Here is a 19640-nt window from a genome sequence, read left to right as displayed (position 1 = left end):
GCAGTGTTGCCCGAGCCACGGACGGGAAGTGTCAGCGTTGCGTCAACGCTACCGGCAGGGTTCAGTTTGCCTGCCGGGAAGTGTTCAGTTACTGCGTCTTGAAGTCGAACGGCACTTCAATGCTGCCGGGCACGGCCTGGCCGTTGCTCTGCGCCGGGGTGAAACGCCAGCGGCGTACGGCGTCGGTGGCGGCACGGTCGAGCTCGCGTGAGCCGCTGCGCTGGATCAGCGTGGTGTTGTTCGGGTAGCCGGTGGCATCCACATCCACGCGTACCACCACGGTACCGGTCTCGCCGGCGCGCAGGGCGGCGGCGGGGTATGACGGCGGCGGCGACTGGCCAGCAATCGGCATCGGCTGGCTGTTGCCGGTCGTGGTCGGCGCTGCGCCCGGGGTGGCCGGGGCCGGCTCGGCGATCGGGGCGGGCGGTGGCGGGGCGGTTTCGACCAGCTTCGGCGCTTCCTCCTCCACCGGTGCCGGCTTGGCATCAGGCATGTCGCTGGAACCGGCCGCAGCGGCCAACGGTTCCGGCAGGGGCTCGACCTGGGCGGTTTCCTGCGGGGTCTGCGCGGCCGGGTCGGCGCGGAAGAACTCCTTGTCACGGCCGGTCAGCCAGACCAGCACGAACAGCAGCACGCCCACGCCGAAGGCGATGCCGGCGATCTTCAGGGCGTTGCGCGGGATATGCACAGTGAACGACTTGGCGGACGACGAGCGGGGTGCAGACATGGACCGGACCAGTACGGAATAGCCCGATTCTGCCACGCCGGGAATGAACCGGGCGGCAGAAATCCGTATAACAAGCGATAATCCCATCCCTGATACCCACCACGACACCTGCCATGCTTGATCCAGCCCTGCTCCGCCACCAGCCCGCCGACCTCGCCGAACGCCTGCGCACCAGCCGCGGCTTCGAGCTCGACGTGTCTGCCCTGGAGTCCCTGGAGGCCGATCGCAAGCGCATCCAGGTGCGGACCCAGGAGCTGCAGAGCCTGCGCAACAGCCGTTCCAAGGCTATCGGCCAGGCCAAGGCCAAGGGCGAAGACGTTTCGGCCATCATGGCCGAGGTCGCTGCCTTCGCCGACGAGCTGAAGGCCTCGGAAGTGGCCCTGGATGAGCTGCGCGAGAAGATCGAAGCGATCTCGATGGGCATTCCGAACCTGCCGGCCGATGACGTGCCGGCCGGTGCCGATGAAAGCGAGAACGTCGAGCAGTCGCGCTGGGGCACCCCGCGCCAGTTCGACTTCAAGGTGCTGGACCACGTTGAGCTGGGGGCCCGCAACAAGTGGCTGGACGGCGAAACCGCGGCCAAGCTGTCCGGTTCGCGCTTCACCGTGCTGCGCGGCCCGATCGCGCGCCTGCACCGTGCCCTGGCCCAGTTCATGCTGGACCTGCACAGCGGCGAGCATGAGTACCAGGAAACCAACGTACCGGTGATCGTCAATGCCGACAGTCTGTACGGCACCGGTCAGCTGCCCAAGTTTGAAGAGGACATGTTCATCACCCAGCTGGGTGAGCAGAAGCGTTATCTGATCTCGACCTCGGAAATTTCGCTGACCAACATCGCCCGCGACGAGATCCTCGACGCCGAGCGCCTGCCGCTGCGCATGACCGCCCACTCGCTGTGCTTCCGTTCCGAAGCCGGCAGCGGTGGTCGCGACGTGCGCGGGATGATCCGCCAGCACCAGTTCGAGAAGGTCGAGCTGGTTTCGATCTGCCGCCCCGAAGAGAGCGATGCCGAGCACCAGCGCATGACCCGCTGCGCCGAAGTGGTGCTGGAGAAGCTGGGCCTGCCGTACCGCAAGGTGCTGCTGTGCACCGGTGACATGGGCTTCTCGGCGGTGAAGACCTACGACCTGGAAGTCTGGCTGCCGTCGCAGGAGACCTACCGCGAGATCTCCTCGTGCTCGAACTGTGGTGATTTCCAGGCCCGCCGCATGCAGGCCCGCTGGCGCAACCCGGCCACCGGCAAGCCGGAGCTGGCGCACACGCTGAACGGCTCGGGCGTGGCCGTTGGCCGCGCGATGATCGCGGTGATGGAGAACTACCAGAATGCCGACGGCAGCATCACCGTGCCGGAGGCCCTGCGCCCGTACATGGGTGGCCTGGAAACCATCGGCTGATAGCCTGATGGGGTGGGTGCCATGCTTGCATGGCACCGTATCCACGCATGGCGTGGATCTACAATGCGGGCTACATCCACGCCATGCGTGGATGAACCATCGCGATCACTCCACAGCGCGCAGCTTCTCCAACGGCACCCATCCCGTTTCGCCGGTCTCCGGCACGCACCACGCCCAACCATTGAGCGTGCGCTGCCCGCGCAGCACTTGTCCGGGATCCACATCCAGTTCCCGCGCGCAGTAATCTTCAGTGGCAAATGCGCCACCCTGCGCGTCGCGACCGATCACTGGTGCCGGCACGAATCCGGGCTGCTGCCCCTCGGCTTCGCACAGGAACCAGTCGTCCCAGCCCTCCGGGCCTTCATAACGTTCGCCCACCACCAGCGCCTGGCCTCGGCGCAGGGTGATCGGGTGCGGAAATTCGCTGCGGTGCGCAGTCGTCACGATGTAGTTCATGACTCAGCCTAACGTTCTGATGAGTGTTATGCATTGCGCTGCATCCACGCATGGCGTGGATCTACTGCATGTGCTTCGGTAGATCCACGCCATGCGTGGATGGCGCACCGCTCAGGCCAGATACAAAAAAACGGCCCCGCAAAGCGGGGCCGCCAGGGTGGGCCGGGATGGGGGAGGGGATCCCGGCCCGCGTTCAGCGCCCAGACGAGGAGAGAGGGGCGCCGAACGCTGGAACGCTTATGCAGCGGCGGCTTCGGTCGCTTCGTGCGACGGCAGTGCAGCGAGTGCGCCGGCAATGGCGTCTTCGCGGTGCTGCGGCGAGTAGGCGATGCCTTCGGCGCGTACGAACTCGACATCGTTGATGCCCCAGAAGGCAAACGTCTGGCGCAGGAACGGCTCCTGGAAGTCCGCGGGCGAATCGGTGTAGATGCCGCCGCGGCTGCTGGCGATGATCACCCGCTTGCCACCGGCCAGGCCCACCGGGCCGTTCTCGGTGTACTTGAAGGTGCGCCCGGCCACGGCTACGCGGTCGATCCAGGCCTTCAGCGTGGACGGAATGCTGAAGTTGTACATCGGCGCGCCGATCACCACGATATCGGCCGCCAGGAACTGCTCGAGTACCTGTTCAGCATCGGCGGTTTCGGCAGCGTCGGTCTTGGCAAGCGATCCGCTGCGCAGATGCGGTACCGGATTGGCGTCAAGATCGCGATAATCAACCTGCAGGCCGTCGATCTGCTGCGTGAACTGGGCCACCACGGCGGCGGTCAGGTGGCGGGAGACGGAGTTGTCGCCAAGCACGCTGGCGTCGATGTGCAGAAGCTTCATGGCAGTACCTATGTTCGGGAGAGGTGGCGGGCTTGCCGCCGACGGAGAGAACGATAGGTTGTTGCAAAGACGGAATAAAGGTGGTTGAATGCCACGTATTGTTCTAGATATGGAACTCGGGCATGCATGACCTGAATGATCTGTACTACTTCGCGATGGTGGTCGACCACGGCGGGTTCGCCGCCGCCGAGCGCGCCTTGGGCATCCCCAAGTCGCGCCTGAGCCGCCGCATCAGCCAGCTGGAAACCGACCTGGGCGTGCGCCTGCTGCAGCGCTCCACGCGCCGTTTCGCGGTCACCGACGTCGGCACCAGCGTGCACCGCCATGCGCAGACGATGCTGGCCGAGGCCCAGGCGGCGCGCGAAGTGGTGGACCGCCTCAGCGCCGAACCGCGCGGCGTGGTGCGCGCCAGCGTGCCGGTGTCGCTGGCGCAGATGCAGCTGCCCAAGCTGCTGCCCAAGTTCCTCGAGCAGTACCCGAAGGTGCGGCTGCAGCTGAACATCAGCAACCGCCGCGTGGACATCATCAATGAAGGCTACGACGTGGCCCTGCGCGTGCGTTCGCGCCTGGACGACGACGGCAGTCTGGTGATGCGCAGCTTCGGCCAGGTGCAGGAACTGCTGGTGGCCAGCCCGAAGTACCTGGACCGCGCCGGGCGTCCCAAGGATCCGGAAGAGCTGACCCAGCACGTGACGCTAAGCATCAGCGAAGACGAAGCCCGCCAGCGCTGGGAGCTGCACGGCCCGGAAGGTGAGGTTCGCCGGGTTGACCTGCAGCCGCGCGTGGCCGGTTTCGACTTCCCGCTGCTGCAGAGCATGGTGAAGGACGGTTTCGGCATCACCATGCTGCCGGAAACCGTGTGCGCCGACGCCGTGCGCAACGGCGAGCTGGAAGTGGTGCTGCCGGACTGGTCGCTGCCGCAGGGCGTGTGCCATGCCGTGTTCGCCTCGCGCCGCGGCCTGCTGCCGGCGGTACGCGTGTTCATCGACTTCCTGGCCGAGCACCTGCCGCCGCAGCTGGAGGCCTCGCGCCTGGATTGCGGTGGCGCCTGTGAAAAGGCCAAGGAGCGGATCAAGGCCAGCGCGCTGGGCGCGTTGGCGGTGGACGCGGGCTGAGGTACTTACCCGCGACTGCACCGCCGATCTGTGAAACGGTAGCGCCGGGCCATGCCCGGCGTTGCTGCTTTCCGGACCCGCTCAGTTCCGGCCGAACAACCGGTCCCAGAAGCTCCGGCGTCGCGTCGCGGCCGGTGGTGGTTCGGCTGCAACGACGGGCGCTTCCAGCACCGCCATCAGTTCCGCGCTTCGCGGCTTCTTCAGGAAGCGCGCGTAGTCCAGATAGCTGGTGACCTTGCTCATGTGCAGGCGCTCGGGCATTGCCGGCAACGCACCGTCCTGCAACAGCACCCGCAATGCCTGCGGACGATCCAGGCGGATCGCCTCGAACAGCGCGGTGCCGCCACAGCCCGGTTCGATCTGGTTGGCGCGCTGCGGCGCATCCTTCAGCAGGGCTCTCAATGCGTCTACGTCGTCTCGCTCCACGGCAGCCACCAGCCGCGCCAGGGCATCCGCTTCTTCGGGTGGAAGATTGTCGCGGTAGGCCTGGTCGGCGATCTCGCGCTCGTCGCGCCCATCACCGCCCTGGATGCACAGGAAATCGGTGACCAGGGCGACCGGAATGCCGGACGTGTCCAGCGCCCAGTAGCTGGGATAGACACCGTCGCCCCAGCCGCTGGTGAATACCACCAGGCCGTGGGGCGAGTCCTCACCCCAGGGGCGGTACTCGGCACCTTCGTCCAGGCCATCGTGGTCGATCAGTGCATCCGACCATTCACTCTCTTCGTCGCCATCGGCCCGTTCGATCAGGGCCAGCAGTGCCTGTTGAGTGTCGGTGTCCATGAAACAACCGATACCGGCGTCGACCGGATAGCCGATGAAGCTGTCCTCATCCAGGCCGGTCAGGTCCTGCGTGGTCCAGCGCGCCATCTGCCAGTGCAGGGCGGACGCGGTGAGCGACTTGCGCGGCTTGAACCAGACCACGGCCAGCGCCGGGCGGCCGCTGTGCACGATGATCTCCACCGGGTGCCGGCCCAGCGGGGCGGTGTAGTCGGCCAGCGCAGGCGCCTCGGCCTGGACCAGCGGATCGCAGACCACCAGCTGCCCGCTGCTGACCGGCAGGTGCCCGGCGAAGGTGCGGTGCAGGGCCACTGCGGCCAACTGGGTGTCATCCAGCAGGGTGGTGCGCAGGTTGGCCAGATCGAGATGGGCCATGGCGGCTCCGAGTGCGGTGAAGGCCCCCACCGTGCCGGATGCGGAGGGCAGGGGCAAGGTGGTCTTGGGCAAATGCCCTTCACGTGCGAGAATACGCCGCTGCCCGGGCGACCGGGACCCGATTGGAGAGATGGCCGAGCGGTTTAAGGCACCGGTCTTGAAAACCGGCGAAGGGTTAAACCTTCCGTGGGTTCGAATCCCACTCTCTCCGCCAGTTGTTTCAAAGAGCCCCTGGAAGCAGGGGCTTTTTGTTTTTCTCGCCTTGCTGCCCGTCAGTTCATCAATTCAGCTACTTGGTTCCAGGGGCAGAAGGGCTGCAGTCGCGCAGAGCCCGCATGCGGCAAGGCGTGCTGGCTGACAGGCGGCAGTGAGAGAGCGCAGGGCGTGAAATTCGGAGCCACGATCCTGCGTAGGTTCCGTCGAGCCTATCTCGGGCTACCGGCTCCCTGGCAACACACCGACGGTTGAAAATAGAACACTCTACTCAACAGTGATCATGATCACATCGTACACTCATGCTCGGCCCGCAACAGGCTGCGCAAGATTCCTACAGCAATCATAGGAAGAAGCTAGGTGAGAACAGGCGCTACTTACGTCAGTGTGCTCGGACTGCTCTTCGGGAGTATTGTGCCCACCACTGCACTTGCTCAGAAGGATGTTTCCGAGAGTGAGAAGCTGGAGCAGCTGGATGAGGAGACTGCGGTTGCAGTCAGCTCCCTCCTTTCCAGAGTGAAGTCTCTATCGGTTGATGAGGCAATCAGGCGGATTCAGCTGGAGGCGGCAGTGGCGGCCAGCATCCAGGACATTCGTCGAGAGTATGCCGGACGCTTGACGGACATCAGCATTGAGCACTCGCCTGATTTTCATGTTTCAGTGAAGCTCAAGGGAGATGGTGCTGTTGCAGAGCGGCAATGGGCGACGGCGGCCGGTAAAGCACGTGTCGAGTTCTCCCCTGGACACCCCTTCACTGAGGAGGAGTTCACCAGGCGTCTGAAGGAAATTCGGCTGGCAGCACAGTCAGCTATCCCGGGTTTTGTTGGATTGACCGGATATGCCGGAGACAACGAGGCTGAGGTCAGAATCCGCGGGGATGAACAGGACGTCCAGAAATATATGGGAATCCTATCCAAGCTCGATCGCGCTTATGGCGTGAACCTCCGCTTCAAAACGTCGGATGTTCCTTAAAGGAATTCCATTATGCGATCCGCGGAGCCGTGCTGCAGGTGCGATGAGGTTTGATTCAAGGTAGACGGAAGCTCGCTCGCTGCGGTGGTGGCGACAGCGATGCTGCAATGATCTTCCATAGCACCGGTTATTGCATTGTCAAGTCTTCGAACTCGAACACGCCGCTGCCGGGCGAGTGCAAGTCGCTCACTGGAATGCCGTTCAGTCGCGTCAGGGCCTGGGGGTTCCAGCCCAACTAGAGACCTCAACAAGCTTCTCTGATTGGTTGAGCCGTGTATTGAGCTCCATTCGGCCTGTGCAGCTGACGACGTCGCTAGCGCCAGCGACGTCGGCTACATGGCTGGCGTTCTCTCCGGCAGAATCATGAAGTGGCCTCTGGGAACAGGGGCCTTCTTGCTGCCTTCGCAGCTGCTGTCCAGTCATCGAACCATCAGGCCAACTTGCACGGCTTGGTATGGCCGAGCGCCTATGCATGTAGACAGATACAGTCATCCCCGACGCCCACCGTTCGGCTTGTTATGGCACAACGGATAGCTTGAGCATGATCTGAAAGCCCCATGCGGTCCATTCCGTTCCACGAATACCCCCACCTTGCACACCGGGCAGCGCTCTTCCGAAATGGCCGCGCCTGAAATCGCGGTCACTTCCACAGCGCCGTCCTTCACCAGTTCATCCAGGAACGGCGAACGCTTCCCCTGCAGGGTGAACATCGCCACCGACCGTCGCGCCCGAGTAAGCGCCACATAGAACAACCGCCGTTCTTCGCTCAGTGGATAGGTGTCGCCGTCCGGCATGGCCAGCGAAAGCACCGGGTCATCCGCGCGCAAGCTCGGAAAGCTGCGGTTGGTCATGCCCGGCAGGATCACGTAGTCCGCCTCGCGCCCCTTCGATCGATGTGCGGTCAGGAACTCGACGTCCATCGTGCTGCCGAAGGCCGTCTTCCAATCCGAAGGCACTGCGCCACGATCCGCGCGATACCGCCCCAGAACAAAGACCGTCACACGCCCGTTGCGGCCCTGTGGAACGGCTCCGGACAGCAGCTGCTGATGCAGCTTGGCGAGGTACTGGCGAACGCCATCCTGCACCTCCTCACGCCGGTTCATCTGGAACGCCTGCAGTACCGGGCCCATTGTCGGTGCGGCAGAGCGAACCTCCTTGACGATCTGCGCGGGGTTCCTGCTGACGAAGTGACTGGAAGCATCGCAGAGCGCCTGTGGGCAGCGGAATGTCTGCTCGAGCTTCAGCACCTGGCCATGGCCCATCCACTCGCGGAATCCGGTCATCGCCGAAACGTCGGCACCGGCGAAGCGATTGATCGATTGCCAGTCATCGCCCACCGCAAACAGATAGCGGCCGGGGCGGCTGACCAATGCACGGCAGAGGCGTGCGCGGGCGCGCGAAGCGTCCTGGAATTCATCGGCCATCACCAGATCGTAAGGCGATTCGTAGCGGCCCTGTTCCAGCAGCCCTGCCGCCATGTTGAGCATGTCCTCGAAGTCGATGCTGCGCTCGTCAGCCAGTGCGTTGTCCCACGCCTGGAAAACCGGCCCTGCAATTTCCAGGAAGCGCCGGTAGCGTTCCTTGAACTGATCCTCGGGCATCTGCCGCAAGCGTGCGGCCATATCGTCCAGCGTCAGGCAGTTGCTCTTGGCATGGGCAATGAAGGTGCGCATCAGGCCGATCAGGTCCGCGTCCGGCATCGGCTTGGCGCCTTGATCGGGCAGTTCGCGGTCCGGGTTCGGGTCCAGTTCGACGTCAGACGCGCCAAGCTTCTCTGCGAGGTCCAGCAGGGCATGCCCGCTGCGCAGGCCAAACGACGTCGTCTCGACCAGGGCGGTGCCGCGCGCCACATGCTGCTGGCGCTTCCAGTGCATGCCCTCGCTGTAGTTGGCAAAGTGCTTCGGCGGCTGGCCATCGGCATCCAGCGCAAAGTGCTCGTGATACAGCTGGGCGTCCGAATAGTAGAAGTCCGGACGATACTGGCGATGGGTGTCTGTCGCGGTGTCGAACTCGTAGCGTCGCTCGTAGTCGTACTGCACACCGTTATAGAAGAGCCAGTCGGCGATGACGCACTCTTCCAGGCTCTTCACCCGTTCCCCCTGCAGGGTACGGATGTAGGGCGTGCCATCGCGGTCGTAGCCGTCGGCCTCCATTTCCGCGCCGAATGGCGGCAGGTCACGCCCGAACACCAGGCGGAACATGTCCCACTGGGTTCGGAAATGGGTCGAGCGGTCCTTCAGGTCGTCCACCAGTTCGGCCAGCTTGTTGAAGCCCAGCGTCGCGTCGACCGCCCATTCCGGGATATCGGGCTTGCGCCCTGTCGCCTTGGCGATGATGGTCAGGCCGAGGGCGTGGAAGGTCCGCGCTTCGACCACGGTGTCGCCCATGCCGAGCCGGTCGAAGCATCGCTGCGCGCGCTCCTCCAGCTCCTTGGCGGCGTCCTTGTTGAAGGCGAGCATCACGATCCGTTCGGCATCGACAAAGCCGCGATCGATGGCGTAAGCGGCCTTGGCGACCATCGTGGAAGTTTTGCCAGAGCCGGCCGCGGCCACGACCTGCACGCGGTTGTCGAAGCAGATGACCGCGCGGGCCTGTTCTTCGGTCAGTGGTTTGCTCTCGACCCTGTCCAGGAAGTCCTTGGCCAGCATCCGCTCGCGCGTTGCCATTGTGGCGTTGGCCTCGGCCCAGGCGGCCGGCCAGTCCAGCTGCCAGTCGTGCAGGGCATCCAGCGCAGCACGATGGCTGTGCGAATGCAGATCGCCATGCACATTTTCATCAAGGAACAGTTGCTCCAGCTCCGCCGGTTGCAGCGGCAGGGAGGAGCGTTCGGCCAGCAATGCCTGTTGCTGCTCGTGGGTGATCCAGCGGCGGCCGGCACTGCCGCGGTCGATGAGGGCGTCCGCGGCGCTCAGCCACGCCTGGATCTGCTCCAGGATCGTGTCAAACAGGGCCTTGCGCCCTCGCGTGGTACGCGCAAAGCGCATCTGCTGCAGCGCCGTCGCAAGCCGGGAAGCCTGGCTGTTGGACAGTCCATCCATGGTCAGCACGCCGTCGCCCTGGGTCTGCAGGACGACCTTGGCCCAGAAGAGTCCAGGGATGACCTGCACGCGCTCGTCGTCAGCTACGTGTTGCTGGTACTGGCGACCTTCAATCAAAAGCTGAACATGTTCGCCGTCAAGTCGCAGCCACCAGGTCGGCGAGCGGGTCACACGTAGACCCCAGCCCGAGGGGCGCCATTCCATAGACATCCAGATACTGCCTTGCGTACGTCAACTGGGCTTGCAGAGCCCTTACCCCTCCATGATAAGGGACCTTGACCACGCGCGTGGCATTTTGCTTCATGGTCGGCCGTGCGACCGGTTTCATTGACGTGGGCGAAGGCCGTTGCCAGCATGAAGCCTGTGGATGTGGACGCCGATCATGGAAATCGACTGGAACAGTGTGGGTACCTTGAAGCACACCGTCGGCGGCTACGATATCCGCACGGATGCACTGAAGATTCTGGTGACCGCTGCAATGCAGGGGCACGAGGGTGATGTCTCGCAGATGCGCATCGAGATGGAGGACGGCGTCGTCCTTCTGCCAGACGAGATCAGGCGCCTGGCACTGGCGCGGAGTCGCATCCGCTAGCCTCGCCGATCGGCACTGAAGCTGCTTGTCCTGCGGCAGCTCCAGGTGCCTGCACCTGCCAGCACGGAATCATTCGTAGACGCGGTCCTGCCTTGTTGGAGGCACCTCAACCAGGTCTCCCCGCCGGATCAGCTCATCCAGATCCACTGCCGATGCCGCCAATGCTTCCTGCGCATCGAAATCCCATTTATTCCTGTACTCACGCCCCAGAAGATTGCAGACCGCCTTGGCGCGCTGGTAGGCATCGTTCTTCGCGTCATCCTGCATCAACGCATCGCGATGGATCTGGCAGAGCATCAGCTGGTGCGCGTCTTCACCGCGCTCGCGCTCCCAGGCAATGTCGGGCAGGCCGGAAAGAGCGGTCGCAAGTGCGAGTGCAGTCATTGACATGGCGGTGTCCACAGTCGGCGGGAACCTGAGCGTATGCGAGCAGCAGCGGCAAGCGGCCACTGCCGCTCGCATGGTTTCACGGCGTGTTCACCATTCGCTGACGGATGGAATCCGCTGGGGAGACTTGCTCAGGCATTCACATCCACGACAATCCGCCCACGCACCTTGCCCGGGATGATCTGCTCGTAAACCTCAAGTACGTCGGCAAGCCCAATCAGCTGCACCGTGCTTTCAAGCTTCTGCGGATCCAGGTCGGCGGCAAGCCGGTCCCACGCACGCTGGCGAACGTCCTGCGGCGCATTCACCGAATCCACGCCCGCAAGGGTCACGTCGCGAAGGATGAAAGGCAGCACCGAGCCGTGCAGTGCATCGCTCTGCGCCAGTCCACAGGCGGTGACGGCACCGCGGTATTTCGTCTCGGCAATCGCGTTGACGAGGGTAGGGCCGCCAGCCACATCGACCACGCCGGCCCATCGTTCGGCGCTCACCGGACGGTCGCGCGGTTCTGAAAGCTGCGCGCGATCGATGATCTCGGCGGCACCCAGGCTGTGCAGGTACTCGGCGTGTTCCGGGCGCCCGGTGGCGGCCACAACGCGATAGCCCAGCTTTGAAAGGATCGCCACCGCGATCGAGCCGACGCCACCGTTGGCGCCGGTCACCAGCACATCGCCCTTGTCGGGCGTCACGCCGGCTTGTTCCAGGGCCAGTACGCACAGCATGGCGGTATAGCCAGCGGTGCCGATGGCCATGGCGTCGCGGGTGCTCAGGTTATCGGGAATCCTGTTGAGCCATTCGCCACGCACGCGGGCGCGCTGCGCCAGACCGCCATGGTGGCCCATGCTCAGGTCCCAGCCATTCAACACGACACGGTCACCGGGCTGGAAATCGGCATTGCTCGACTCCAGCACCACGCCGGAAAGGTCGATGCCGGGAATCAACGGGAAGGTGCGGATGACCGGGCGCGTATTGGTGAGGGCCAGTGCGTCCTTGTAGTTCAGCGTTGAATATTCAACCTGCACCAGCACGTCGCCGTCCATCAGGTTGGCGTCATCGAAATCGACCAGTTCCGTGGATACGCCGTCATTCGTTTTGCGGGTCAGCAGTGCCTTGAAACTCATGGTGGGGGCTCACGTTCAGTGGATGAGCCCATGCTAGGCTCGCACCGTTATCGCAACAAGAACGATGATTTTCCGTAGGTACTATGGTTTTCCGGAGTATTCATGCGTAGCAGGCGTTGGGACGGCAAGAGCGGTTGCGCTGTGGAGGTCACGCTGTCGGTGATGGGTGGCGTGTGGAAGCCTGTCATCCTCTTTCACCTGATGACCGGCAAGCGTCGTTTCATGGAGCTGACGCGGCGGGTGCCCAATGCCACCCAGTCCATGCTCACCAGCCAGTTGCGTGAACTGGAAGCCGATGGCGTGGTGATCCGCCACGTGTACCCGGAAGTGCCGCCGAAGGTGGAGTACGAGCTTTCCGAGTTCGGGCGCACGCTGGTGCCGGTGCTGCTGGCGATGCGCGAGTGGGGTGAAACCTATCGCGGCCATAGAAGCACGGACAGCGACGGCTGAGACCTGAGGCGGAGCGCCGAAGCAATACCGCAGCACTGCAGGCGGCGCATGTGGAGCGCCGCCTGGTTCCATGAAGGGCTGCGATGCGGTTCCTGTTCCATTGACGCCCGGTTGCCTATAGTGGCGCCGGAACCCTGCAATGGAATGCCCATGCACGTGATGTCTCCCGGCCGTTGCCTGACGCTCGCGCTTGCCGTCGTAGTGAGTGCCGGCGCGTGTGCACGTCCGCCGTCCACCGAACACGAAAGGAATCCCGCCATGTCCGGCGCAACCCAGACCGGCCGCACGATCAACGGCCACACCTATACCGATGCCCCCGTGGACGTGAAGCTTGGGCCGAACACCTTCCGCATTCCGGCCAACTACCTGGACAGCCAGATCGCACCGTGGCCTGGCGAGGGCGTGACGCTGGTCATCGAGTGGCCGGACATGAAGCCGACACTGCCAGGTGCCCGGGCCAATCCGCGTACGAATGATTTCCGGAAGGAGATTGCTGTGGCGATCGATTATATCGATCGCGCGCCAATCGAAACGTCATTGGAGCGATTGTCCTCCAACCAGGCATCCACCGAGGAAGGATCGGTGGAGCGAGGGGATCCTCGGGATCGGCTCGATCTGCGGATTGCGCGGCCCGACGTCATGGGCCTGACGCCTTACGCCATCGATGAAACGAGGATGGAGGTTTTCTCGAAGGAGTACGAATCGCGCTATGGAAAACCGCCCATCCGAAATCCTGCGTATGAAGATGACTGGTACGTCGCGCGCGCTCCCAACGGCAGCCTGACCACATTCATCAAATGCGAAAGCACTGCATTCCGGGGGGATGGCGTTCGCCTGCAGGGCGATCAGGTCATCAGTGAGCAAGGACAAGCCGCCGCAGGGTGTTTCCACTACTTCTCGGATGTGGAGAACAAGCTTTCCATCTCGCTGAACTACAAGCGGGCCTTCCTGGCTGACTGGAAGCGGATGGAAGATGCGGTGCGGGGTGTCCTCGCGCGCTCCCGAGTCCGGTAATGAGTGCATTCAGGAGCAGGCAATGGGCGGATTGACGCAGGAGAATCTCAAGATTCTGGCCAGCTATGCCAAGGCCGGAAACCGCGAGTTGTACTGGAACTATCTGTCGCAGCTGCCGGATGCGGATGGCTATGGGACGCTGGCGCTGGGTGTTGTCCGCAACGACAGCCTCCCAGGCCGCGTTGCAAACAGCTACGCACAGGACTATGCACGGCACCAGGAGGGCAAGGGATCCGGCTTTCCCGACGCGCAGCTGAGCGAGCGCCAATGGGAGATGTTCGGGCAGACGCTTCTGCGCCAGGACCTGGAGCGTCGCTTGTACTGGATGGAGCAGGGGCGTCCCGAAATGGCACTGAATCTTCCCGGCAAGGATGTGATGCTGGCCCACGACCGTGCATTTGAACGGCATGAGCTTGATCCCAACTGCTGGACGCCGCGCGTGCTGCTGGAGGCGGCCGAGCAGAAGAGCGGCCCCGAGAAGCTGGAGCAGATCTGGACCAACATGCTCAACAACGACTACGCCGGGGGCCCGCGCGTAGGCAACACCAGCGTCGATGCCATCAGCCAGATGGGGTGGGCGAAGGGCGGGCAGTACCTGACCCGGTTGAGCGTGCTGGAAGCCACCCAGGCGCTGGAAGGGCGCTCAGCGGTCGATCCGAACGTCATCGGTGGCAACAGCTATTACGCGATGTATTTCGAAGCGGACAGGAAGTGGGCCAGCGTCAGTGCGGGCGGCGGCCACATGCCGCTGCGCGAGATCACCGATCCCGCCCGTATCGCCGAACTCAACGACGCCCGCGAGGTTCGTCTGGAGCGGCAGGAGAAGCGCACCCAGTTCCACCCGGACGACCCGTACCGGAGCATTACCCGCAGCCCGCTTACCGCAGCGGTGGACGCCATGCCGGATCCCGCACAGGCACCGACCCGTCTGGCCGACATTGGACCTGGCCACCGTGAGTACGCATTGATGCAGCAGGTGCGCGAAGGCGTGGCCGCGATCGATGCGAGTGCTGGGCGTACCCATGATGAGAACAGCGAGCGCCTTGTGGCGAGCGTCATGGCATTGGCGCGCCACAACCAGCTCGAACGTGCCGACCATGTGCTGCTGAGCACCCAGACCGCCGATCACCCGGCCGGCCGCAATGTGTTTGTGGTGCAGGGCGAGTTGAATGATCCGGCGCATCTGCGGGCCTCCATGCCCACGGACAGGGCGGTGCAGACACCGGTCGAGCAGTCACTGCAGGCCCTGCAGGCCGTCGGTGCGGATCGTGAACAGGCACATGCGCAGCGCCATCAGCAGGAAATCGATGTGCAGGCACGCGACACCCCGGCCATGCGCATGGGCTAGGGGCCCGGCCTGCCGTAGCCCCTGCCTCACGCGGTCTTTGCAACTCTGTGCGCTGGCATTGCTAAGTTCGCTTGGCATCCGTCACAGGAACCTGCAATGACCCGGACGTCCCCGCTTGTCCTGCTTGGCCTCTGCCTGGCCCCGGTCCTGGCCTTCGCCCAATCCGACCGGCAGGTGGCCGAGGACATGGTCAACCGCGCGGCCAATGTCTGCCCTGGCCACAGCACCGAGCGCACTACGCCTACGGTAAAGAAGGTGCCGGTGGGCGCGCTGCGCGTCATGCTCGACCGCGGCCTGGTGATGTGCCCGGACCGTCGCCTCGATGCTTCTGCGCCGGCTGTGTTCTACGGCCGGGTGGGCGTGTTTGGCTGGAATCCGGAGGTGCCGGCCGCTGCGACGGTGGTCGTGGCGAAGATCGACCAGATGACCCGTAAGGATGAGTACCCGGTGGAGACGCTGGTGTGGGACGCGAAGGGCACGGCGATTACCCAGCAGACGGTGCCCTCGTTTGAGCCGCGCCCGGGTGCGGCGGTGCTGTACAAGGTGCGCTGAGCGCCGCGCGCTGGCTGGTAGATGCCCACCTTGGTGGGCGTTCTGGCGCCCGCGCGTGGTGATGGAGCTGTGCCCACCAGGGTGGGCACCTGCCAACGCGATGTGACGTGGCATCCCGTACCGGGATGCTACTTCGCCGGGGTGTCTGCCGTCTGCGCGGCCACCATGGCCTGCTGCATTTCCTTCAGCGACAGATAGCCATCGCCATCAGTATCCAGCCCCGCGAAATACTTCGCGATTTCCGGCACCACCGCGGCTTCCTTCCTGCTGATCTTTCCGTCTTTGTCGGCATCCATTTCCTTGAACGCGGCGTCGATGGAGTCGGCCTGCCTGCTGAAGCGTGCCTGCTGGTACTTCGCGTACTCGGACTTGTCGATGCGACCATCGCCGTTGCTGTCCATAACGGCGAAGCTGGAGTCGATATAGGCCAGCTTCGGGTCGCTGCTGGCGGCGTGGCCGATCAGCGGTGCGGCACACAGGGCGATGATCAGTAGCGTCTTGTTCATGCGGTCGGTTCCTTCGGAATGCAGAGCAGGTCAGCGGCAGGGATAGCTGTAGCCATCCGAACCTCGGTAGGTGTCGCTGCGGCGGTCGTAGTTGCCGTAGCGGTTCATGCAGTAGTCGGCGCGCTCGCGGATCTCACGCTCGCGCTTGGCCGCGGCGGCGATCACGCCGGCTACCACCGCCGCGCCCACCACGCCCACAACTACGCGCTTGGCCTTGGCATCGTCGCGCCGGTCGCGCTCACGTTCGCGTTCGCGGTGCTCCCAGTCATCGCGCTGGCGGTCCTGGTAGCCCCGGTCCCAGCCGGAGCGGTAGCCATCCCGGTACTGCGCGTGCGCCTGGCCCGCATAGGGCAGCAGTACCAGCAGTTGCAGTGCGGCACCCAGCAGCACTGCTGTACGTCCTGTCTTCTGAAACATCGTTCCGCTCCTGTGCGGCTGTGTCGGTCGTGCCAGTACAGCGCGCGGACATTGCGCGAACCTGTAGTCGTCTGCGCTGGACGCCGTCGTTCAGCGCACCAGCGCCTCCACCGGGTCCAGCTGTGCCGCACGGCGTGCCGGCAGGTAGCCGAAGCCAATACCGATCAGGCTGCTGCAGGCAAACGCTGCCAGAATCGAGGTCGTCGAGAACACAAGCGAAAAGCCGATGTTGGCCAGTGCCAGCACTGTCCCCAGCGCAAGCGCCATGCAGATACCCAGCACGCCACCAAGCAGGCAGACCAGTACCGATTCGATCAGGAACTGCTGCAGGATGTCGCTGCGGCGCGCGCCCACCGCCATGCGCACGCCGATCTCACGCGTACGCTCGGTTACCGACACCAGCATGATGTTCATCACCCCGATGCCGCCCACCACCAACGCGATGGCGGCAATGGAGCTGATCATCAGCGTGAGGATGCGGGTGGTCTGCTCGATTGAAGTGCGGATCTGCGCGTTGTTGCTCATGTAGAAGTCCTGCCGCCCGTGGCGGCGCTCCAGCAGCCGGCGGATGGAGGCCTCCGCGGCCTGCATGCCCACGGTGTCGGACACGCGCACGGTGATGCTGGATACATGGCTCTGCCCCAACATGCGCGCCATGGCGGTGGTGTAGGGCACCCAGACCTGCAGCAACGAGGCATCGCCGACGGCGCCGGCTTCCTTCTTCACCACGCCCACCACCCGCACCGGGACATTGCCAAGCAACAGGGTCTGGCCGATCGGATTTTCCTGTGCGGCGAAGAACCGTGCGCGCGTGTTGGCGTCGATCACCACCACCTGCTGGTAGCTGGCGACGGCGGGCTGGTCGAAGAAGCGGCCTTGCCCCAGCTTCAGGCCGTGCACGCGGAAGTACTGCTCACTCACACCCTGCATCTGCACGTTGGCCGAGCGGTTGCCACGCTGCGCAGTGCCGCTGCTGGCGACGCCGGGTGTGGCGCTGTCCACGAACGGTTGCCCGGCCAGCGCTGTGCTGTCGCCGGGCGTCAGGGTCTCGACCTGTGCGGCGTGCACATCGCCGAAGCCGGAGCCCGGATAGACTTCGATGGTGGTGGTGCCCAGCGAAGCGATGTTGGACAGGATGGCCTGACGTGCGCCCGTGCCCAGGGCGACCACCGACACCACCGAGGCAATGCCGATGATGATGCCGAGCATGGTCAGGAAGGTGCGCATGCGGTGCGCGTTCATTGCGCGCAGGGCCATGCGGAAGGCTTCGCTGAAGCGGTCGCGCAGGGCTTGCCAGCCGGTGCCTTCGCTGCGCGCCTGCAGGGTGGCTGCGGTGAGGCCAGCGGCCGCTGTCGCGGCAGCGGTAGGGCGATCATCGACGATGCGCCCATCGCGGATTTCGATGATGCGCTGTGCATGCTCGGCCACGGCCATGTCATGAGTGACCAGCACCACCGTATGGCCTTCGGCGTGCAGTTCGCCCAGGATCTTCATCACCTCCTTGCCGGACTGGGTGTCCAATGCGCCGGTGGGCTCATCGGCGAAGATCACTGCGCCGCCGTTCATCAGCGCGCGCGCGATCGACACGCGCTGCTGCTGCCCACCGGACAGCTCACCGGGCAGATGCAGCATGCGTTCGCTCAGGCCCAGCCGCGCCAACAGCTCACCCGCCCGGGCATGGCGCATGGTGGCAGGCATTCCCGCATAGATTGCCGGCACTTCCACATTGCCCAGTGCGGTCAGATCGGTCAGCAGGTGGTAGCGCTGGAAGATGAAGCCGAAGTGCTCGCGGCGCAGCTCGGCCAGTTCGTCCGGTGCCATCTGCGCGGTCTCGCGACCGGCGATCTGATACGCGCCGGACGAGGGCCGATCCAGGCAGCCCAGAATGTTCATCAGGGTGGATTTGCCCGAACCGGACTGGCCGACGATGGCCACCAGTTCACCGGCACGGATATCCAGGTCGATGCCATCGAGCACGACCAGGGTCTGTTCGCCGGCTGCAAATTCGCGGCGGATGCCGCGCACACGCAGCAGCGGTGCATCCTTCTCTGCGCCCGTCATGGTTGTGCGGCTGCAGCGGCGGCATCGCCGGTCTGGACCAGTACCACCTGCTCGCCCTGCTGCAGGCCGCTGCGCACTTCCACGTTGATCTGGTCGTCCAGCCCGGTGGTGATGCGTCGCGGGGCAGGCTGGCCATCCGCGCCGCGTACCTGCACGCTGTAGCTGCCGTCGGTGGCGCGCGCACCCAGCGCAGCCGAGGGAATGGTCAGCACGCCCTTGGCACGCCCCAGAACGATGCGCACCTGCGCGGTCATGTAGCTGCGCAGGCGGCCATCGGCGTTGTCCACGTCGAACTGGCCGTTGTAGTACATGGCGGTGCGGTTGGCGCCCGCCGAAGTGCCTGCGGGTGCGAAGCTGGAGGCATCTTCGTTGGTGATCGAGTCGGGTGCCGGTGCGATGTCGCGCAGCGTGCTGCTGTAGCGTCGGTCGCTGTCGCCCAGGATGGTGAAGAACGCCTCCTGTCCCAGTGCGGTGTGGACCACGTCAGCCTCGGAGATCTCGGCGTAGACGGTCATCACGTCCTGGTTGCCGAGCATCACGATGGTCGGTGCGCTCTGCACAGCATTGACGGTCTGACCCTGCCGCGCGACCACGGCCAGCACGGTGCCATCGGTGGGCGCAGTGATGCGGGTGTAACCCAGGTTGGTCTGTGCCACATCCACATCGGTCTGCCGCTGCACCACCTCGCCATCGAGTGCGGCGATCTGTTCACGGGTGGCATCGACCTTGGCCTTGGCCGCATCGTAGTCCGCGAGCGCGACCAGTTGCCTCGAAACCAGCGCCTGTTGGCGCTGAAGGGTCAGTTGGTACTGGCGCAGGTCGGTGGCCAGCGCGTCCCGGTTGGCGCGCGCAGTGCGCTGTGCCGCCTGTGCACTCAGCAACGCGTTGCGCTGGGTGCGCGAATCGATATCGGCAATCGGATCGCCAGCTTTCACCTTGTCGCCCAACTTCACATACAGGGTCTCGATGCGGCCGGAGACCTGCGCGCCCACGCTTACCAGCCGTGAGGGCTTCAGCGTTCCGGTGGCTTCCACGACCCGCTCAATGTTGCCGCGGGTGACCGGTGCTACCTGCAGTTGCGGTGGTGGTGTGGGCCAGAGCCACGCGAGGAGCGCCATCATTGTGCAGAGGGCTGCGGCAGTAATGATCAGCACGCGGCGGTGGCGCGGTGCGGCGCTCATCGGCACAGCATCCAGAAAAGGCAGGGCATCGGGAGTCCTCGCGACAGATGGGATTGCACGCCGGCAGGGCAGGCGTGGATGGCCTTCGAGTCTCTGTGCGCTGGATTGCGTGAACC

The 19640-nt window shown here is 64.5% G+C and carries 19 protein-coding genes and 1 tRNA gene; 9 read left to right on the top strand and 11 right to left on the bottom strand.

What is annotated here, in order from left to right; all coding sequences use genetic code 11:
* Positions 1-88: 88 nt before the first annotated feature.
* Complete coding sequence (locus tag ACJ7C5_RS01340) at positions 89-727, bottom strand: energy transducer TonB (RefSeq protein ID WP_412702854.1); 639 nt, start codon at positions 725-727, stop codon at positions 89-91.
* Between the two features lie 113 nt (positions 728-840).
* Between ACJ7C5_RS01340 and serS the strand changes: the two genes are divergently transcribed.
* On the top strand, positions 841-2121 hold the full coding sequence (gene serS, locus ACJ7C5_RS01335; protein WP_094000926.1) for a serine--tRNA ligase: 1281 nt from the start codon (positions 841-843) through the stop codon (positions 2119-2121).
* A gap of 105 nt (positions 2122-2226) precedes the next feature.
* Here serS and ACJ7C5_RS01330 read toward each other — a convergent pair whose 3' ends face one another.
* Together ACJ7C5_RS01330 and ACJ7C5_RS01325 are read right to left on the bottom strand one after the other, a co-directional pair.
* Positions 2227-2577, bottom strand: a complete 351-nt coding sequence (locus ACJ7C5_RS01330; protein WP_412702853.1) for an SH3 domain-containing protein — start codon at positions 2575-2577, stop codon at positions 2227-2229.
* A 237-nt stretch (positions 2578-2814) separates the two neighbouring features.
* Complete coding sequence (locus ACJ7C5_RS01325; protein ID WP_094000924.1) at positions 2815-3402, bottom strand: FMN-dependent NADH-azoreductase; 588 nt, start codon at positions 3400-3402, stop codon at positions 2815-2817.
* A 122-nt stretch (positions 3403-3524) separates the two neighbouring features.
* On the opposite strand from ACJ7C5_RS01325, the gene ACJ7C5_RS01320 reads away from it, so the two are divergent.
* On the top strand, positions 3525-4517 hold the full coding sequence (locus ACJ7C5_RS01320; RefSeq protein WP_005410175.1) for a LysR family transcriptional regulator: 993 nt from the start codon (positions 3525-3527) through the stop codon (positions 4515-4517).
* 81 nt (positions 4518-4598) lie between these two features.
* On the opposite strand, the gene ACJ7C5_RS01315 is transcribed toward ACJ7C5_RS01320, so the two are convergent.
* The gene (locus tag ACJ7C5_RS01315) at positions 4599-5672 is read right to left on the bottom strand and encodes a DUF4241 domain-containing protein (protein ID WP_412702852.1); all 1074 of its coding nucleotides are present in this window, start codon (positions 5670-5672) and stop codon (positions 4599-4601) included.
* Positions 5673-5796: 124 nt separating this feature from the next.
* On the opposite strand from ACJ7C5_RS01315, the gene ACJ7C5_RS01310 reads away from it, so the two are divergent.
* Positions 5797-5886 (top strand) — tRNA-Ser (locus ACJ7C5_RS01310).
* Positions 5887-6299: 413 nt separating this feature from the next.
* Positions 6300-6857: a hypothetical protein gene (locus ACJ7C5_RS01305; protein WP_255253462.1), complete on the top strand. Its 558-nt coding sequence runs from the start codon at positions 6300-6302 to the stop codon at positions 6855-6857.
* Positions 6858-7345: 488 nt separating this feature from the next.
* On the opposite strand, the gene ACJ7C5_RS01300 is transcribed toward ACJ7C5_RS01305, so the two are convergent.
* Complete coding sequence (locus tag ACJ7C5_RS01300) at positions 7346-10099, bottom strand: UvrD-helicase domain-containing protein (protein WP_412703031.1); 2754 nt, start codon at positions 10097-10099, stop codon at positions 7346-7348.
* A 163-nt stretch (positions 10100-10262) separates the two neighbouring features.
* On the opposite strand from ACJ7C5_RS01300, the gene ACJ7C5_RS01295 reads away from it, so the two are divergent.
* Positions 10263-10487: a hypothetical protein gene (locus tag ACJ7C5_RS01295; protein WP_412702851.1), complete on the top strand. Its 225-nt coding sequence runs from the start codon at positions 10263-10265 to the stop codon at positions 10485-10487.
* A 69-nt stretch (positions 10488-10556) separates the two neighbouring features.
* On the opposite strand, the gene ACJ7C5_RS01290 is transcribed toward ACJ7C5_RS01295, so the two are convergent.
* Positions 10557-10889: a hypothetical protein gene (locus ACJ7C5_RS01290; protein WP_412702850.1), complete on the bottom strand. Its 333-nt coding sequence runs from the start codon at positions 10887-10889 to the stop codon at positions 10557-10559.
* 116 nt (positions 10890-11005) lie between these two features.
* Entirely contained in the window at positions 11006-11995 is a 990-nt protein-coding gene (gene acuI / locus ACJ7C5_RS01285; protein WP_412702849.1) for an acrylyl-CoA reductase (NADPH), read from the bottom strand.
* A gap of 102 nt (positions 11996-12097) precedes the next feature.
* Between acuI and ACJ7C5_RS01280 the strand changes: the two genes are divergently transcribed.
* From ACJ7C5_RS01280 to ACJ7C5_RS01265, 4 genes are all read left to right on the top strand, one after another.
* Complete coding sequence (locus ACJ7C5_RS01280; protein ID WP_094000918.1) at positions 12098-12445, top strand: winged helix-turn-helix transcriptional regulator; 348 nt, start codon at positions 12098-12100, stop codon at positions 12443-12445.
* Between the two features lie 48 nt (positions 12446-12493).
* A complete protein-coding gene (locus ACJ7C5_RS01275; protein WP_485873427.1) occupies positions 12494-13459 on the top strand; it encodes a Smlt3025 familytype IV secretion system inhibitor in 966 nt (321 codons plus the stop codon).
* Positions 13460-13481: 22 nt separating this feature from the next.
* The gene (locus tag ACJ7C5_RS01270) at positions 13482-14807 is read left to right on the top strand and encodes a Smlt3024 family type IV secretion system effector (protein WP_412702847.1); all 1326 of its coding nucleotides are present in this window, start codon (positions 13482-13484) and stop codon (positions 14805-14807) included.
* A 96-nt stretch (positions 14808-14903) separates the two neighbouring features.
* Positions 14904-15359, top strand: a complete 456-nt coding sequence (locus ACJ7C5_RS01265) for a hypothetical protein (protein ID WP_412702846.1) — start codon at positions 14904-14906, stop codon at positions 15357-15359.
* A gap of 128 nt (positions 15360-15487) precedes the next feature.
* On the opposite strand, the gene ACJ7C5_RS01260 is transcribed toward ACJ7C5_RS01265, so the two are convergent.
* The 4 genes from ACJ7C5_RS01260 to ACJ7C5_RS01245 all read right to left on the bottom strand — a co-directional run bounded on the left by ACJ7C5_RS01260 (position 15488) and on the right by ACJ7C5_RS01245 (position 19524).
* The gene (locus ACJ7C5_RS01260; RefSeq protein WP_088026389.1) at positions 15488-15865 is read right to left on the bottom strand and encodes an EF-hand domain-containing protein; all 378 of its coding nucleotides are present in this window, start codon (positions 15863-15865) and stop codon (positions 15488-15490) included.
* A 30-nt stretch (positions 15866-15895) separates the two neighbouring features.
* Complete coding sequence (locus ACJ7C5_RS01255; RefSeq protein WP_088026388.1) at positions 15896-16282, bottom strand: hypothetical protein; 387 nt, start codon at positions 16280-16282, stop codon at positions 15896-15898.
* 90 nt (positions 16283-16372) lie between these two features.
* Positions 16373-18343: a MacB family efflux pump subunit gene (locus tag ACJ7C5_RS01250; RefSeq protein ID WP_412702845.1), complete on the bottom strand. Its 1971-nt coding sequence runs from the start codon at positions 18341-18343 to the stop codon at positions 16373-16375.
* Complete coding sequence (locus tag ACJ7C5_RS01245) at positions 18340-19524, bottom strand: efflux RND transporter periplasmic adaptor subunit (protein ID WP_412702844.1); 1185 nt, start codon at positions 19522-19524, stop codon at positions 18340-18342. Before ACJ7C5_RS01245 ends, ACJ7C5_RS01250 begins: the two co-directional genes overlap by 4 nt.
* Positions 19525-19640: the final 116 nt, after the last annotated feature.

This window comes from Nocardiopsis yanglingensis (assembly GCF_045809185.1).
In the GTDB taxonomy this organism is placed as follows: Bacteria; Pseudomonadota; Gammaproteobacteria; order Xanthomonadales; family Xanthomonadaceae; genus Stenotrophomonas; species Stenotrophomonas yanglingensis.
The sequence above is the reverse complement of the archived record's forward strand: the minus strand, read 5'-3'. Positions and strand labels throughout refer to the sequence as shown.